We start from the raw sequence: 15,164 nt of genomic DNA on the forward strand, positions 1-15,164 counted from the left end.
GCTTTCTCATCAAGACGTTCCACCGCCTTGTAATACGTAAAATTTTCATCTGGCCATTCGTCTGATCGGGATGACCCCCGAACCCGAGGAGTGCCCGTGTTTCCACTTTCCCGTCCCATGACTTGCGCTGGCCTGGCCGCCGCGCTGGTGGCCTTCAGCGTTACCGTTCAGGCGCAGCCCAACCTTGATGCCAGTGCGCAGATCCGACGTACCAGTTACGGGGTGCCGCATATCGTGGCCAAGGATGAGCGTGGTCTGGGCTATGGTGTCGGCTACGCCTATGCGCAGGACAACTTGTGCCTGCTGGCCAACGAGGTGCTGACCGTGAGCGGCGAGCGGTCACGCCATTTCGGTGCCAAAGGCAAGACCCTGGAACAGCGTGACAACCTGGCCAGTGACCTGTTCTTCACCTGGCTCAACAGCCCGGCGGCGGTCAGTGCGTACTTGCAGGCGCAGCCCGCACCGGTGAAAGCGCTGCTGGAGGGCTATGCCACCGGCTACAACCGGGCGTTGGCTGAGCGTCGCAGGCAAGGCTTGCCTGCCGAGTGCGGCAATGGCGAGTGGGTGCGGCCCATCAGTAGCGAGGACCTGGTCAAACTGACCCGTCGGCTGCTGGCCGAAGGCGGCGTCGGGCAGTTCGTCGAGGCGGTGGCGGGGGCGCAACCTCCTGCACAGACCAGCCAGCAGGCACCGGCTGGCTTCGGTACCGCACTGGCGAGGCAAGAGCGCTTTGCCACGGAGCGCGGCAGCAACGCGGTGGCCGTAGGCGCGCAGCGTTCGGCCAATGGCCGTGGCTTGCTGTTGGCCAACCCGCACTTCCCGTGGATGGGCGGCATGCGCTTTTACCAGATGCAGCTGACCATCCCCGGCCAGCTTGATGTCATGGGCGCCGCATTGCCCGGCCTGCCGGTGGTCAACATCGGGTTCAACCGGCACCTGGCCTGGACGCACACCGTCGATACGTCAAATCACTTCACCTTGTACCGTTTGCAGCTCGATCCCAAAGACCCGACCCGCTACCTGCTCGATGGCAAGTCGCTGCCACTGGTGAGGCAAACCGTCAGTGTTGCGGTCAAGGCCGAAGATGGCAGCGTGAGCCAGGTGGAACGGCAGGTCTACAGCTCGCAATTCGGCCCGGTGGTGCAGTGGCCTGGGCGCCTGGATTGGGATGCGCAGGCGGCCTACAGCTTGCGTGATGCCAACCTGGACAACACCCGGGTGCTGCAGCAGTGGTACCAGATCAACCGTGCCGACAGCCTGGCCGCGTTGAAAGGCTCAGTCGAGCAACTGCAAGGCATCCCATGGGTCAATACCCTGGCGGTGGACCAAGGCGGGCGTGCGTTGTACCTGAACCAGTCGGTGGTGCCCTACGTGGATCAGCCACTGCTGGACGCCTGCAGTAACCCGAAGGGGCAGGGGCGCCTGGTGGTGCTGGATGGTTCGCGCAGCGCATGCCAGTGGAAGGTCGATGCGCAGGCCGCGCAACCGGGTATTTTTCCGGCGCGACTGCTGCCGAGCCTTGAGCGCGAGGACTTCGTGCAGAACTCCAACGACCCGGCCTGGATGGCCAACCCGGCCCAGCCGCTGACCGGTTATTCACCGTTGGTCAGCCGCAATGACCAGCCGTTGGGCATGCGTGGGCGCTTTGCCCTGCAACGTCTGCAGGGCACGGCAAAGCTGGGCGTGGATGACCTGCAGCGCATGGTGACCGACGACGAGGTTTACCTGGCCAGCCTGGTGCTGCCAGATCTGCTGCAGTGGTGCAAGGGCGCAGGCGTGGATGTGCAAGCCGTCTGCAGCAGCCTGGCGGCCTGGAATGGCAAGGCTGATCTGGACAGCGGCATTGGCCTGGTGCACTTCCAAAACCTGTTCAATGCCCTGGCCGAACACCCGGAAAGCTGGCGGGTGGCCTTTAACCCGGCCGATCCGCAGCACACCCCGCGAGGCTTGGCAGTAGAGCAAGCGGCCGTGAGCAAGCTGGTGCACGAGGCTGCGCTGGCTTCGCTCAAGCAGGTGAATGAAAGCGGCGTGGCGGGTAAGGCGCGTTGGGGGCAGGTACAGCAGGCGCTCGATGGCACGCCGGTGCCGGGTGGCCCGCAGGCGCTGGGCGTGTATAACGCGATGTACAGTGTGCCGCACGGGCAGGGCAAGCGGCTGGTGGTGAGTGGTACCAGCTACCTGCAACTGGTCAGTTTTACCGACAAGGGGCCAGAGGCTCGTGGGTTGCTGGCGTTTTCCCAGTCAAGCGAAGCAGCTTCGGCGCATGCCAGTGACCAGACCAAGGCGTTCGCCGCTAAGCAGCTGGCGGTGATTCCGTTTACCGAAGCGCAGATCAAGGCTGACCCAGAGTATCGGGAAGTGGTGATCAGTGAGCGGGACAAGGGGGCCGTGGTTCAGCAGTAAGGCATGCCGGCCCCTTCGCGGGTAAACCCGCTCCTACAGGATTTACGCGTCCGTTGTAGGAGCGGGTTTACCCGCGAAGAGGCCGGCCCGGGCAACCCTGCACCCTCAGGAAAACTCGAAAGGCGCCAGCTGAAACCCTTGCTCATCCACCTGCAAGGCCCAGCCCCGGCGGTCCCAGTCTCCCAGCACGATACGCCGTGCCGGCTGTCCATCGACCACCAGCTTGTGTATCGCCGGTCGGTGGGTATGGCCATGCACCAGCGTGCGCACGCCATGTTCCGCCATCACCTTGGGTACTTCCTCCGGCGTGACGTCGACAATCTCGGTAGACTTCATCCGCGCTTGCGTGCGGCTTTCGTTGCGCAGCTTGCGCGCCAGCTTGTAGCGGGCCGACAGCGGCAGGTGACGCAAGATCCACAAACTCAGCGGATTGCGCAGTAACCGGCGCATCTTCATGTAGCCAAGGTCGCGGGTGCACAGGGTGTCGCCATGCATCAGCAGCACCTGTTCGCCGCCCAGCTCGATCACGCTGGGGTCAATCAACAGCGTGCAGCCAGCAGCGTCGCAAAAGGCCTGGCCAATCAGGAAGTCGCGGTTGCCGTGCATCAGGTAGATGGCCGTTCCGCTGTCACTCAGCCGGCGCATGGCCTGGCAGATCGACTGCTGGAAGGGCGTCATGGCATCGTCGCCAATCCACGCTTCGAAAAAATCACCCAGGATGTACAGCGCCTTGGCGTGGCGGGCGCGGCCATCGAGCAGATCAAGAAACGCCCGGGAAATATCCGGGCGTTCTTCTTGCAAATGCAGATCGGAGATCAGCAGGATCACTCAATGATCTCGGCTTTCTCGATGATCACGTCGTCTTTCGGAACGTCCTGGTGGCCAGCTTTGGAGCCGGTGGCGACCTTTTCGATGGCGTCGACGATTTCACGGCCTTCGATCACTTCGCCGAACACGGCGTAGCCCCAGCCCTGCACGTTCTTGCCGCTGTGGTTGAGGAAGTCGTTGTCGGACGAGTTGATGAAGAACTGCGCCGAGGCGGAGTGCGGCTCCATGGTACGTGCCATGGCAATGCTGTACTTTTTGTTCTTCAGGCCGTTGTCGGCTTCGTTCTGGATGGTGGCGCGGGTTTTCTTCTGGCTCATGTTGGCATCGAAGCCGCCACCCTGGATCATGAAGCCCTTGATCACGCGGTGGAACACGGTGCCATTGTAGTGGCCGTCCTTGACGTACTGAACGAAGTTTTCGGTGGTCTGCGGCGCTTTCTCGGCGTCCAGTTGCAGGACGATGTCGCCGTGGTTGGTGCTCAGTTTGACTTTGGACATGCTGAAACTCGCTTCTTCAAGGCAATCAGAAATTAGGGTGCGCAGGGCGCGTGTTATTACCTGACGCAGGATCAGGTGATCGCGACACATGGCGCGCACTGGCCATTTTGCCAGGCTGCGGCAAAAAGCCGTGATAAATCACGCCAGTTTGTCCGGGCCCGACTGTCAGCAGCTTGACTGCTTCGGCTATGATAGGCCCTTTGATTCAATCGGCCTACCCAGGCCGGACACGTGCATTCAAGGATCCTATGAGCAAGCCCACTGCCGACAACGCGCCCAACGCCGCTGCCAAAGGCGCCCCCGCTGTCCCTGCGAACTTCCTGCGGCCGATCATCCAGGCCGACCTGGACTCGGGCAAGCACAGCAGCATCGTCACCCGTTTCCCGCCGGAGCCTAACGGCTACCTGCACATCGGCCACGCCAAGTCGATTTGCGTCAACTTCGGCCTGGCCAAGGAATTCGGCGGCGTCTGCCACCTGCGCTTCGACGACACCAACCCGGCCAAGGAAGACCAGGAGTACATCGACGCCATCCAGAGCGATGTGAAGTGGCTGGGCTTCGATTGGGCGGGCGACGTGCGCTATGCCTCCGACTACTTCGACCAGTTGCACGACTGGGCAGTCGAACTGATCAAGCAGGGCAAGGCTTATGTTTGCGACCTTACCCCCGAGCAAGCCAAGGAATACCGTGGCAACCTCAAGGAGCCGGGCAAGAACAGCCCGTTCCGCGAGCGCAGCGTGGAAGACAACCTCGACCTGTTCGCCCGCATGAAGGCTGGCGAGTTCAAGGACGGCGAGCGCGTGCTGCGGGCCAAGATCGACATGGCTTCGCCAAACATGAACCTGCGCGACCCGATCCTGTACCGCATTCGCCATGCCCACCACCACCAGACCGGTGACAAGTGGTGCATCTACCCCAACTACGACTTTACCCACGGCCAGTCGGATGCCATCGAGGGCATTACCCACTCGATCTGCACCCTGGAGTTCGAAGGGCATCGTCCGCTGTACGACTGGTTCCTCGACAACCTGCCGGTGCCGGCGCACCCGCGTCAGTACGAGTTCAGCCGCCTGAACCTGAACTACACCATCACGTCCAAGCGCAAGCTGAAGCAGCTGGTTGACGAGAAGCACGTCCAAGCCTGGGACGACCCGCGCATGTCGACCCTGTCCGGCTTCCGTCGCCGTGGCTACACCCCGGCTTCGATCCGCAACTTCTGCGAAATGATCGGCACCAACCGCTCCGACGGCGTGGTCGACATGTCGATGCTCGAATTCAGCATCCGTGACGACCTCGACCGCACCGCGCCGCGTGCCATGTGCGTGCTGCGCCCGCTGAAAGTGGTCATCACCAACTACCCGGAAGGCCAGGTCGAGCAGCTTGAGCTGCCGCGCCACCCGAAAGAAGACATGGGCGTGCGCGTGCTGCCGTTCTCCCGTGAGCTGTACATCGACCGGGACGACTTCATGGAAGCGCCGCCAAAGGGCTACAAGCGCCTGGAACCGGCCGGTGAGGTGCGCCTGCGCGGCAGCTACGTGATCCGCGCCGACGAGGCCATCAAGGACGCCGACGGCAACATCGTCGAGCTGCGCTGCTCGTACGACCCGGACACACTGGGCAAAAACCCTGAAGGCCGCAAGGTCAAGGGCGTGATCCACTGGGTACCGGCCGAAGGCAGCATCGAGTGCGAAGTGCGCCTGTACGACCGTCTGTTCCGCTCGCCGAACCCGGAAAAGACCGAGGAGGGCGGCAGCTTCCTGGACAACATCAACCCGGATTCGCTGCAAGTGCTCAGCCGCTGCCGTGCCGAGCCGTCGCTGGCCCAGGCCCAGCCTGAGGACCGCTTCCAGTTCGAGCGCGAAGGCTACTTCTGTGCCGACCTGAAAGACAGCCAGCCGGGCCGCCCGGTGTTCAACCGCACTGTCACCCTGCGTGACTCCTGGGGCAGCTGAGGAAACGCCGTGCTTACCATCTACAACACCCTGAGCAAAGCGAAGGAAACCTTCAAGCCGCTGGATGGCAACAAGGTGCGCATGTACGTGTGCGGCATGACCGTGTACGACTACTGCCACCTGGGCCATGGCCGCAGTATGGTGGCATTCGACCTGGTCACCCGCTGGCTGCGCAAGAGCGGCTACGACCTGACCTACGTGCGCAACATCACCGACATCGATGACAAGATCATCAACCGGGCCAACGAGAACGGCGAAACCTTCGACGCCTTGACCGCCCGCATGATCGATGCGATGCACGAAGACGAGCGCCGCCTGAACATCCTGCCGCCAGACCAGGAACCGCGTGCCACCGACCACATCGCCGGCATGCACGCGATGATCCAGACCCTGATCGACAAGGGTTACGCGTACGCCCCGGGCAATGGTGACGTGTACTACCGCGTCGGCAAGTTCGTCGGTTACGGAAAACTGTCGCGCAAGAAGATCGAAGACCTGCGCATCGGCGCGCGCATCGAGGTCGACGAAGCCAAGCAAGACCCGCTGGACTTCGTGCTGTGGAAGGGCGTGAAGCCGGGCGAGCCGAGCTGGGAGTCGCCATGGGGCCCGGGCCGTCCGGGCTGGCACATCGAGTGCTCGGTGATGTCCACGTGCTGCCTGGGCGAGAGCTTCGACATCCACGGCGGTGGCAGCGACCTGGAGTTCCCGCACCACGAGAACGAGATTGCCCAGAGCGAAGCGGCCACTGGCAAGCAGTACGCCAATGCCTGGATGCACTGCGGCATGATCCGTATCAATGGCGAGAAGATGTCCAAGTCGTTGAACAACTTCTTCACCATCCGTGACGTGCTGGAAAAGTACCACCCGGAAGTGGTGCGTTACCTGCTGGTGGCCAGCCACTACCGCAGCGCGATCAACTACTCCGAAGACAGCCTGCGTGACGCCAAGGGCGCGTTGGAACGCTTCTACCACGCCCTGCGCGGCTTGCCACGCGTGGCAGCCAAGGGTGGCGAGGCATTCGTCGAGCGCTTCAGCGTGGCGATGAACGACGACTTCGGTACCCCCGAAGCCTGCGCCGTGCTGTTTGACCTGGTGCGTGAGATCAATCGCCTGCGCGACAGCGACCCGGAGGCCGCTGCCGGCCTGGCGGGTCGTCTGCGTGAGCTGGGTGATGTGCTGGGTGTGCTGCAGCTGGAAGCCGATGACTTCCTGCGAGCGGGCGCCGAAGGCAAGGTCGATGCGGCCGAGGTTGAAAGCCTGATTCAGGCGCGCCTGCAGGCGCGTGCGGACAAGAACTGGGCCGAGTCGGACCGGATTCGCGACCAGTTGACCGCCATGGGTGTGGTGCTGGAAGACAGCAAGGGTACTACTACCTGGCGGCTGGCTGACTGATCGGCTCGATGATTGGGGCCGCAGAGCGGCCCCAATGGTTACTTGGCTAGCCCCGCCAGTGGGCAATGCAGCACCAACTTCGCCCCACCCAACTCGCTCTCCCCAATCTCCAGCCCGAACCCGTGCAGGTCGACGATCGCCGCAACGATCGACAACCCCAGCCCGAACCCGGCATGGCGATGGCCTTCATCGCTGCGATAGAACCGCTTCAACACCGCAGTACGCTCTTCCTCGGGGATACCCGGCCCACTGTCCTCGATGGCCAGTTGCAGGCGGTTGTCGTCCACTATCGCGCTAATCCCCACTTGCCCGCCTTCGGGCGTGAACTTGATAGCGTTGCCCACCAGATTGGCCAGTGCCTCGAACAGCAGTTCGCGGTCACCGTGCAGAGCCGGCAGCTGCGCGGGCTGGTGCAATTCCAGATGAATACCACCATCTTCGGCCAACGGCAGGTAAAAGTCGTGCAGTTCGACCAGCAAATCATGCGGGTCCAGCTGAACGAACCCGGCACGGCGCTGGCGGTCTTCCAGTTCGCTGATGCGCAACAACCCACGAAAACGTGCCATCAGGGTGTCGGTTTCGCCGATGGCCTGGTCCAGCGCCTCGGCTTGCGCAGAGTCCACATCGCTCTGCTGGCGAATGCGGTACAGCTGGGCGCGCAGGCGAGTCAGAGGGGTGCGCAGGTCATGGGCAATGTTGTCGCACACACCTTTCACCTCATGCATCAACCGCTCGATACGGTCGAGCATGGCATTGACGATGGCGGCCAGCATGTCCAGCTCGTCGCGCCTGGCCGACAAGGGCAGGCGGTGCGTCAGGTCACCCGCGACGATAAGCTCGGCCTGGGCCTGGATCGCGCGGATACGCTTTAACGGCCGGCGGCGCAACAGATACCAGCCTGCAAAGCCTGGGATCAGCGTCAAGGAGATACCCCAGAGCAGGGCATCGAGAATAATCCGGGTCACCACGAACAGTGAGCCGTTATCGCGGAACAGTACCAGCCAGCGGCCATCTTGCACTTTGATCGCCACCGCATCGCAGCTGTCGCGGGGCAGGTGTGGGTCGTCGGCATCCAGGCAGCGTTTCAACTCATGGATCTTGCCGTCCAGCCTTAGTTCCGGGGGCAGGGCACGCACACTGCCGCCCATCGGGTTGAGCTGGGCGTCAAACAGGCCGTAGGCGTCGAAGCTGCGTTCTTCGAAGGCCTGGCTGGCGATCAGGGCGTCATCCAGCTGCTTGCCGCTCATGTGCGCGAACAGGTGCTGGCGTTGCAGCATGGAGTGGCGGGTGAGTTTGTTCAGGTAGCTGGATACCTCGAAATACAGCACCCCCATGAGGATGCTGCTCCAGGCCACGAACAGAAAGCTGTACAGCGCCAGCAGGCGGCTGGTCGAAGAGCTCCAGCCTTTAGACGGGTTCAGCAATGGCATAGCCGGAGCCCCGTACCGTACGGATCAGCGGCGACTGGCCGGGGGAGTCGATTTTCTTGCGCAGGCGGCCGATGTGCACGTCGATCAGGTTGGTGCCCGGGTCGAAGTGGTAGCCCCATACTTCCTCGAAAATCATCATCCGCGTGATCACCTGGCCGCTGTGGCGCATCAGGTACTCCAGCAGCTTGTACTCGGTGGGCAACAGGTTGAGGGTGTTGTCTCCACGGCGCGCCTCGTGGCTGATCAGGTCCAGCTGCAGGTCGGCGACCTGCAGGCGGGTCTGGGTCATGGGCACGCTGTTGCGGCGCAGCAATACCTCGACCCGCGCAGCCATCTCGTCGGAGGCGAACGGCTTGGTCAGGTAGTCGTCACCGCCGGCACGCAGGCCGCGTACCCGCTCATCGACGTCGGAGAGGGCACTGATCATCAGGATCGGGGTGGCGATCTTGAGGCTGCGCAGGGTGGTCACGATGGTCAGGCCGTCGACCTCGGGCAGCATGCGGTCGAGGGTGATCAGGTCGTAGCCGCCGGCAATGGCTTTGGCCAGGCCTTCACGGCCATTGTCGGCCCAATCCACGTCCAGGCCGTGGCTGGTAAGTTCGGCGACGATTTCCTGGCCGGTGACGGCGTCGTCTTCGATGGTCAGTACGCGAGGCATGCTGGTTCCTGGGCATCTAATAGAGATTTGATTGTGCCAAAGAATAGACAACCGGCGATTTAAGAAAAATTCATCTAGCGTGCGCCGATACCCTCGGCATGCATGATCTGCGCAATGATCGGCACCGGCGTCATCAGGTGCGAGCGCATCATGGCGCTGGCGCGCTTGGCGTCGCGGGCGAGAATCACCTCCACCAGTGCCGCATGCTCCTGGCGCTTGAGCTCCAGCGCCTGTTCGGAAAACACCGTCTGCGTCAGCCACAGGTGGCGATAACGCTCGGCCTGGTCGAACAGGTAGGTGCGCGCCTGCAGCAGGTGTTTGGAACCGCAGCCCGAGGCAATGGCGGTATGAAACGCCTTGTGCCGTTCGTCCCACACATCCAGGCGCTGTTCGCGGGTTTTTACTTCCACGACCTTGGCCAGTGTATGGGAGTGGGCCAGGACTGACGCCTCCCAGGCGTCATCACCGCGCTCGATGGCCAAGGCAATGATCATCGCCTCCAGGTTGGCGCGCGCATCGTAGATGTCGTTCATCTCGTCCAGCGACATGGGCGCCACCCGGTAGCCTTTCTGGCTGATGGCGTTGACCAGGTGTTCGGCCACCAGTTGCGACAGCGCTTCGCGCAGCGGGCCCACGCCCAGGTCGTAGCGTTCCTTCAGGGCGCTCATCAACAGTTTTTCACCGGGCTTGAACACGCCACGAATGATGTCCTTCTTGAGCCTCTCATACCCGCTGAATGCTGAGTTTTGTCGTGGGGCGAGCGCTTCCAAGATCCTGTTCCTCAAAACGTTTTGGTGATCATACCGAAACCCTCTGCGGACGAAAAACAATGGACAATAACGCTTAATAGCTATGAAAGATAAAAATGTAGACATTTTTATTGAGTAGCGATATTTTTAGCTCGCCCTCACTGATCCAGGTCATCACTGGATAGCGCCAACCACCTTTTTGCCAGGACACTGCCATGAACGCCTTTACGCAGATCGACGAACTTGTGATGCCGCTGCCGCTCGAACCGCGTGGTTACACCATCGCTCCCTCGAAACAGTCGCCGCGCCTGCTGGAACTGACCTTTGCCCGCGAAACCGTCGAAGCGTTCGTCCAGGCCGTCGCCCAATGGCCGGTGCAGGCGCTGGAGTACAAGTCGTTCCTGCGCTTCCGGGTAGGTGAGATTCTTGATGAGCTGTGCCAGGGCACCTTGCGCCCCGTGCTGCTCAACACCATCCTCGACCGCACGACCGGCGGCATGCTGATTACCCCGATTGGCCTGGATGACGTGAGCCAGGCCGAGGACATGGTCAAGTTCACCACCGCCTGTGCACACCTGATCGGCCGCTCCAACTACGACGCCATGAGTGGGCAGTTCTATGCGCGCTTCGTGGTGGTCAACAGCGACAACTCCGACAGCTACCTGCGCCAGCCGCACCGGGTCATGGAGCTGCACAACGACGGCACCTTCGTGAACCAGATCACCGACTACGTGCTGATGCTGAAGATCGACGAAAAGAACATGGAAGGTGGCAACTCGCTGCTGCTGCACCTGGACGACTGGGAGCAGTGCGAGGAATTCTTCCGCCACCCGATGGCACGCCGCGAAATGCGCTGGACCGCGCCACCCAGCAAAAAGGTTGCCGAGGATGTGTTCCACTCGGTGTTCGACACCGATGGCGAAGGCCGCCCGACCATGCGCTACATTGACCAGTTCGTGCAGCCGGAAAACTACGAGGAAGGCATCTGGCTGAACGCCTTGTCCGACTCGCTGGAAGGCAGCGAGAAGAAGGTGTCGATACCGGTAGGTGTAGGCAGCTTCCTGCTGATCAACAACCTGTTCTGGCTGCATGGCCGTGACCGCTTCACCCCGCATGAGGGCCTGCGCCGTGAACTGATGCGTCAGCGTGGTTACGTCGCCTTCCCAAAACCGCTGTACCAGCGCGGGCAATAATCAAGGGTGTCGGGCGGGCGCCCGCCCATGCGCTTTTGCAAAAAAACGATGCCACCAAGGCCCGCGCGGGCCTTGGTGAGCCAGCCAGGCAATGCCTGCGTGTGAGGTAAGGCTGTGTACGATTTCATCATTATTGGCGGTGGCATTGTGGGCATGTCCACGGCCATGCACCTGATCAAGGTCTACCCGGACGCGAAGATTCTCCTGCTGGAGAAAGAATCCGGCCCGGCTCGCCATCAGACCGGCCACAACAGCGGCGTGATTCACGCCGGCGTGTATTACACCCCCGGCAGCCTCAAGGCGCGTTTCTGCCTGGAAGGCAACAAGGCCACCAAGGCCTTCTGCACCCAGCACGGCATCCGCTTCGATGAGTGTGGCAAGTTGCTGGTGGCCACCAACGACCTGGAAATGCAGCGCATGAAGGCGCTGTGGGAGCGTACTGAGGCCAATGGCCTGGAGCGCTACTGGCTGTCGGCAGACGAGTTGCGCGAGCGCGAGCCCAATATCGTAGGTATGGGTGGCATCTTCGTGCCGTCCAGCGGCATCGTCAATTACGCGCAAGTGACCGCCGCCATGGCCGCAGACTTCCAGCGTGCCGGTGGCGAAATCCGCTATGGCGCTGAGGTGGTCGGCTTGCAGGAGCAGGCCAGCGAAGTGATCGTACGCACACAGCGCGACGAGTTCCGCAGCCGTTTCCTGGTAACGTGCTCGGGCCTGATGGCCGACCGCGTGGTGAGCATGCTGGGCCTGCGCACCGAGTTCGTGATCTGCCCGTTCCGTGGCGAGTACTACTTGCTGCCCAAGCAACATGACCAGATCGTAAACCACCTGATCTACCCGATTCCTGATCCGTCGATGCCGTTCCTGGGGGTGCACCTGACCCGCATGATCGACGGCACCGTCACCGTCGGCCCCAACGCCGTACTGGCAATGAAGCGCGAGGGCTACCGCAAGACCGACGTCAGCCCTGGTGACCTGTTCCAGACCCTCACCACCCCCGGCATTCTCAAGGTACTGGCGAAGAACTTCCGCCCGGGCCTGATCGAGATGAAAAACTCGCTGTTCAAGGGCGGCTACCTCAAGCAGGTGCAGAAGTACTGCCCGAGCATCACCAAAGCTGACCTCACGCCATACCCGGCCGGCGTACGCGCCCAGGCGGTGTCGCGTGACGGCAAGCTGATCGACGACTTCCTGTTCGTCAACACCGCGCGCAGCGTGAACGTGTGCAATGCGCCGTCGCCGGCCGCCACCTCGGCCATTCCGATCGGCGCCTACATTGTCGAAAAGGTGTGCGAGCAGGTCAGCCGGCAAGGGGGCCACATCCCCAAGGCGGATCGTGCAGCCAGCCAGCGGGTTGCCAGCTGACACACCGGTAATACGTTTTGCGGTCTCCTCTTACTCAACCCGAACTGCCCTACTCACCATTTAGGGCAGGGCGGGCTTTTTCGCGCCTGCGTCGGTGATCGTGCCAGCCGACGGCCCCTTCGCGGGCATGACAAAAACAACAAGGTAGCGCCATGCAAACCCACAAGAACAATTTGAGTCATGGATTGAAATCACGGCATGTCACCATGCTGTCCATTGCCGGCGTGATCGGTGCAGGCCTGTTTGTCGGCTCTGGCCGTGCCATTGCTGAAGCCGGGCCGGCCACCATTCTGGCCTATATCCTGGCCGGTGGCCTGGTAGTGCTGGTGATGCGCATGCTGGCCGAAATGGCGGTAGCCTCGCCAGATACCGGGTCGTTTTCCACCTATGCCGACCTCGCCATCGGCAAATGGGCCGGCTACACCATCGGTTGGCTGTATTGGTGGTTCTGGGTGCTGATCATCCCGATCGAAGCCAACATCGCCGCCACCATTATCAATTCCTGGGTCCCGCAACTGGAGATCTGGGTATTGTCGCTGGTCATCACGTTGTTGCTGACCGCAACCAACCTGTTCAGCGTGAAGAACTACGGTGAGTTCGAATTCTGGCTGGCACTGGTCAAGGTGGTGGCTATCGTCAGCTTTATTGCGCTTGGCGTGTGCGCCATTTTCGGTTTGTTGCCGGGTTCTGGCGTCAGCGGGGTCTCGCGCCTGTGGGACACCGGCGGTTTCATGCCAAATGGCTTCGGCGCAGTGCTCAGCGCCATGCTGATTACCATGTTCTCGTTCCTCGGTGCCGAGGTGGTGACGATTGCGGCAGCCGAGTCTGACGAGGCGGGCAAGCACATTTCCAAGGCCACCAATTCGGTGATCTGGCGGATCACGCTGTTCTACATCCTGTCGATCTTCATCGTTATCGCACTGGTACCGTGGACCGACCCGCGCCTGGCCACCGAAGGCTCATACGTTACGGTGCTGGATACCCTGGGCGTGCCAAATGCCAAGGCCATCATCGACTTCGTGGTGCTGACATCGGTGACCAGCTGCCTTAACTCGTCGTTGTACACCGCCTCGCGCATGGTCTATTCGCTGAGCCGTCGCGGTGATGCGCCGGCTTGCGCCCAGGTGACCAGCCGCAGCGGCACACCAGTGGTAGCGGTGCTGCTGTCTACCGGTGCTGCGTTCCTGGCGGTGATTGCCAATTACCTGGTGCCAGCCAAGGTGTTCGGCTTCCTCATGGCAAGCTCCGGCGCCATTGCCCTGCTGGTGTACCTGGTGATCGCCGTTTCCCAGCTGCGCCTGCGCCAACGCTTGACTGCACAGGGCAAGACGTTGGGTTACCGCATGTGGCTGTTCCCGTGGCTGACCTGGGGCGTGATCCTGTTCATCAGTGGCGTATTGGTGCTGATGCTGTTCCGGCCGGATCACCGCCTTGAGGTGGTGTCGACCATGGTGCTGGCGGTGCTTGTGGTGTGTTCCGGCCTGCTGGTCACGCGGCGCCGGGCACGTGCAGTGCCGGTGAACAGCGTAGGGCAGGGTGCCTGACACGTCTGGTCTGAAGACAGACGAGCAAGTCGCATCAGGCTGTGAGAGGATGTCCGCCATTGCAGCCAGGACCCCGAACACAGCCTGATGAAGACACCCAAAAGAATCGAACCCCTGATCGAAGACGGCCTGGTCGACGAAGTACTGCGGCCGTTGATGAGTGGCAAGGAGGCCGCCGTGTACGTGGTGCGCTGTGGCAGCCAGGTACGTTGCGCCAAGGTCTATAAAGAAGCCAACAAGCGCAGCTTCCGCCAGGCCGCCGAGTACCAGGAAGGCCGCAAGGTGCGCAACAGCCGTCAGGCCCGGGCCATGGCCAAGGGTAGCAAGTACGGCCGCAAGGAAGCCGAAGACGCTTGGCAGAACGCCGAAGTGGCGGCGCTGTTTCGCCTTGCCAGCGCGGGCGTGAGGGTGCCCAAGCCTTACGACTTCCAGGACGGCGTGCTGTTGATGGAGCTGGTAACCGATGCCGATGGCGATGCCGCACCAAGGCTGAACGACGTGCACCTTGAAGCCGAGGATGCCCGCACGTTCCATGCCTTTGTCATTCGTCAGATCGTCTTGATGCTGTGTGCCGGGCTGGTGCATGGCGACCTGTCGGAGTTCAACGTGCTGCTGGGCCCGGACGGGCCAGTGATCATCGACTTGCCACAGGCGGTGGATGCGGCGGCCAACAACCATGCCTTCAACATGCTGCAGCGCGACGTTGACAACATGGCCCACTATTTCGGGCGCTTTGCGCCGGAGCTGAAAAGCACCCGGTATGCGCAGGAAATGTGGGCGCTGTACGAGGCCGGTGACTTGCTTCCCGACAGCCCATTGACTGGCGTGTTCGAGGATGACGAACATGAAGCTGACGTGACGGGGGTCATTCGCGAGATCGATGCTGCCCGCATGGATGATGCCCGCCGCCGTGCCGCGCGGGCCGAGGCCGAGCATGGACCGACCAAGGCAGAAGAGCCGACGCCGCCCTGGCTTCAGTAATAGGTTGCCTGTACCGGCCTCATCGCGGGCGTGCCCGCGAAGAGGCCGATACAGGATAACCAGGGCGCCAAACAGTCATTGCCTTTGACGCAAGACAATATCTCGTCATTTGTCCTTTTCACTGGCGCGTGACAGGCATAAGGTATACGCCGTTCAAAATGCCCTGGAGCTG

The 15,164-nt window shown here is 62.0% G+C and carries 12 protein-coding genes; 7 read left to right on the forward strand and 5 right to left on the reverse strand.

What is annotated here, in order from left to right; translation table 11 throughout:
• Positions 1 to 96: 96 nt before the first annotated feature.
• Positions 97 to 2,403, forward strand: a complete 2,307-nt coding sequence (locus tag ACF8R4_RS22820; RefSeq protein WP_182408730.1) for an acylase — start codon at positions 97 to 99, stop codon at positions 2,401 to 2,403.
• A 105-nt stretch (positions 2,404 to 2,508) separates the two neighbouring features.
• On the opposite strand, the gene ACF8R4_RS22825 is transcribed toward ACF8R4_RS22820, so the two are convergent.
• Both ACF8R4_RS22825 and ACF8R4_RS22830 read right to left on the reverse strand, forming a co-directional pair.
• Positions 2,509 to 3,231, reverse strand: a complete 723-nt coding sequence (locus ACF8R4_RS22825; RefSeq protein WP_182408729.1) for a UDP-2,3-diacylglucosamine diphosphatase — start codon at positions 3,229 to 3,231, stop codon at positions 2,509 to 2,511.
• A complete protein-coding gene (locus ACF8R4_RS22830; RefSeq protein ID WP_060499011.1) occupies positions 3,228 to 3,728 on the reverse strand; it encodes a peptidylprolyl isomerase in 501 nt (166 codons plus the stop codon). Before ACF8R4_RS22830 ends, ACF8R4_RS22825 begins: the two co-directional genes overlap by 4 nt.
• A gap of 248 nt (positions 3,729 to 3,976) precedes the next feature.
• Between ACF8R4_RS22830 and ACF8R4_RS22835 the strand changes: the two genes are divergently transcribed.
• Positions 3,977 to 5,680: a glutamine--tRNA ligase/YqeY domain fusion protein gene (locus tag ACF8R4_RS22835; RefSeq protein WP_060499012.1), complete on the forward strand. Its 1,704-nt coding sequence runs from the start codon at positions 3,977 to 3,979 to the stop codon at positions 5,678 to 5,680.
• A 9-nt stretch (positions 5,681 to 5,689) separates the two neighbouring features.
• Positions 5,690 to 7,072, forward strand: a complete 1,383-nt coding sequence (gene cysS, locus ACF8R4_RS22840; RefSeq protein ID WP_060499013.1) for a cysteine--tRNA ligase — start codon at positions 5,690 to 5,692, stop codon at positions 7,070 to 7,072.
• A 38-nt stretch (positions 7,073 to 7,110) separates the two neighbouring features.
• Here the strand turns inward: cysS and ACF8R4_RS22845 are convergent, their stop codons facing one another.
• The 3 genes from ACF8R4_RS22845 to csiR all read right to left on the reverse strand — a co-directional run bounded on the left by ACF8R4_RS22845 (position 7,111) and on the right by csiR (position 9,930).
• Complete coding sequence (locus ACF8R4_RS22845; RefSeq protein ID WP_060499014.1) at positions 7,111 to 8,502, reverse strand: HAMP domain-containing sensor histidine kinase; 1,392 nt, start codon at positions 8,500 to 8,502, stop codon at positions 7,111 to 7,113.
• Positions 8,480 to 9,160 (reverse strand): response regulator transcription factor, encoded by a 681-nt coding sequence (locus ACF8R4_RS22850; RefSeq protein ID WP_016714103.1) that lies wholly within the window; start codon positions 9,158 to 9,160, stop codon positions 8,480 to 8,482. The genes ACF8R4_RS22845 and ACF8R4_RS22850 overlap by 23 nt, the downstream gene beginning before the upstream one ends.
• Positions 9,161 to 9,234: 74 nt before the next feature.
• Entirely contained in the window at positions 9,235 to 9,930 is a 696-nt protein-coding gene (gene csiR / locus ACF8R4_RS22855) for a DNA-binding transcriptional regulator CsiR (RefSeq protein WP_012272506.1), read from the reverse strand.
• Between the two features lie 194 nt (positions 9,931 to 10,124).
• Between csiR and glaH the strand changes: the two genes are divergently transcribed.
• The 4 genes from glaH to ACF8R4_RS22875 all read left to right on the forward strand — a co-directional run bounded on the left by glaH (position 10,125) and on the right by ACF8R4_RS22875 (position 14,992).
• Positions 10,125 to 11,102 carry a glutarate dioxygenase GlaH gene (gene glaH / locus ACF8R4_RS22860; protein ID WP_060499015.1) on the forward strand — a complete coding sequence of 326 codons (978 nt, stop codon included), beginning with the start codon at positions 10,125 to 10,127 and terminating at the stop codon, positions 11,100 to 11,102.
• A 114-nt stretch (positions 11,103 to 11,216) separates the two neighbouring features.
• Entirely contained in the window at positions 11,217 to 12,467 is a 1,251-nt protein-coding gene (gene lhgO, locus ACF8R4_RS22865; RefSeq protein WP_060499016.1) for an L-2-hydroxyglutarate oxidase, read from the forward strand.
• Between the two features lie 152 nt (positions 12,468 to 12,619).
• Complete coding sequence (gabP, locus tag ACF8R4_RS22870) at positions 12,620 to 14,011, forward strand: GABA permease (protein ID WP_104834802.1); 1,392 nt, start codon at positions 12,620 to 12,622, stop codon at positions 14,009 to 14,011.
• 87 nt (positions 14,012 to 14,098) lie between these two features.
• Positions 14,099 to 14,992, forward strand: coding sequence for a PA4780 family RIO1-like protein kinase (locus ACF8R4_RS22875; protein WP_060499018.1), 894 nt, complete (start codon positions 14,099 to 14,101; stop codon positions 14,990 to 14,992).
• Positions 14,993 to 15,164: the final 172 nt, after the last annotated feature.

The organism is Pseudomonas sp. FYR_2, from assembly GCF_043106425.1.
In the GTDB taxonomy this organism is placed as follows: domain Bacteria; phylum Pseudomonadota; class Gammaproteobacteria; order Pseudomonadales; family Pseudomonadaceae; genus Aquipseudomonas; species Aquipseudomonas monteilii.

Bases quoted from the DNA above. Each gene is read 5' to 3' on its own strand.
- ACF8R4_RS22830 (WP_060499011.1), bottom strand. From the start codon at position 3,728: ATGTCCAAAGTCAAACTGAGCACCAACCACGGCGACATCGTCCTGCAA.
- ACF8R4_RS22835 (WP_060499012.1), top strand. From the start codon at position 3,977: ATGAGCAAGCCCACTGCCGACAACGCGCCCAACGCCGCTGCCAAAGGC.
- ACF8R4_RS22845 (WP_060499014.1), bottom strand. From the start codon at position 8,502: ATGCCATTGCTGAACCCGTCTAAAGGCTGGAGCTCTTCGACCAGCCGC.
- ACF8R4_RS22850 (WP_016714103.1), bottom strand. From the start codon at position 9,160: ATGCCTCGCGTACTGACCATCGAAGACGACGCCGTCACCGGCCAGGAA.
- glaH (WP_060499015.1), top strand. From the start codon at position 10,125: ATGAACGCCTTTACGCAGATCGACGAACTTGTGATGCCGCTGCCGCTC.
- gabP (WP_104834802.1), top strand. From the start codon at position 12,620: ATGCAAACCCACAAGAACAATTTGAGTCATGGATTGAAATCACGGCAT.
- ACF8R4_RS22875 (WP_060499018.1), top strand. From the start codon at position 14,099: ATGAAGACACCCAAAAGAATCGAACCCCTGATCGAAGACGGCCTGGTC.